Origin of the sequence: Aequorivita marina (assembly GCF_031631895.2) — a bacterium.
In the GTDB taxonomy this organism is placed as follows: domain Bacteria; phylum Bacteroidota; class Bacteroidia; order Flavobacteriales; family Flavobacteriaceae; genus Aequorivita; species Aequorivita marina.
This window is the reverse complement of record NZ_JAVMBW020000042.1, coordinates 1-430: the sequence shown is the minus strand read 5'-3', so window position 1 is coordinate 430 and position 430 is coordinate 1. Positions and strand designations below refer to the sequence as shown.

Sequence of the window (430 nt, the reverse complement as noted above, 5' to 3'; positions counted from 1 at the left end):
TTCTGGTGTGCCTGGGTGTTTACAATTGCTCCCGTTTGATTCTCCGCATCGTCCGGGTCTAGGTAAAAGCTCACCGCAAAGGGCGGGGCTGATTGTTCTCCAAGGATCTCAGGAATCTTGGTGGTAAGGTCAAAGATGCCGATACCGCTGTTATCAGGACTGCAAATGATATAGTCTGAAACTGGGGCACTGGCGTCTGGCAAGGGGTTTACTACTAGTTCCAGCTCCACGATCTCAAAGCACTTGGAGTCGGGATTGGTGGTTCGCACGTAGATGATCTGTGGGTTAGCCGTGTTCTGGTAGGCGGTGCGCTCTGGGGCCACAATCTCATTTTCCTCATTGACGGCATCGTCATAGCTTTCATAGTAGCCCAAGGTCCAATCGGTGTTCCCATTGCGGATCTGGTCTTCGCGCTGGGTAAGGTCAAAGA

Annotated in this window: 1 protein-coding gene; it reads right to left on the bottom strand. The window is 52.1% G+C overall.

What is annotated here, in order from left to right; translation table 11 throughout:
* A partial coding sequence (locus QPK98_RS15595; protein WP_494337539.1) for an FIDD domain-containing protein occupies nucleotides 1-430 on the bottom strand: 430 nt, incomplete at both ends.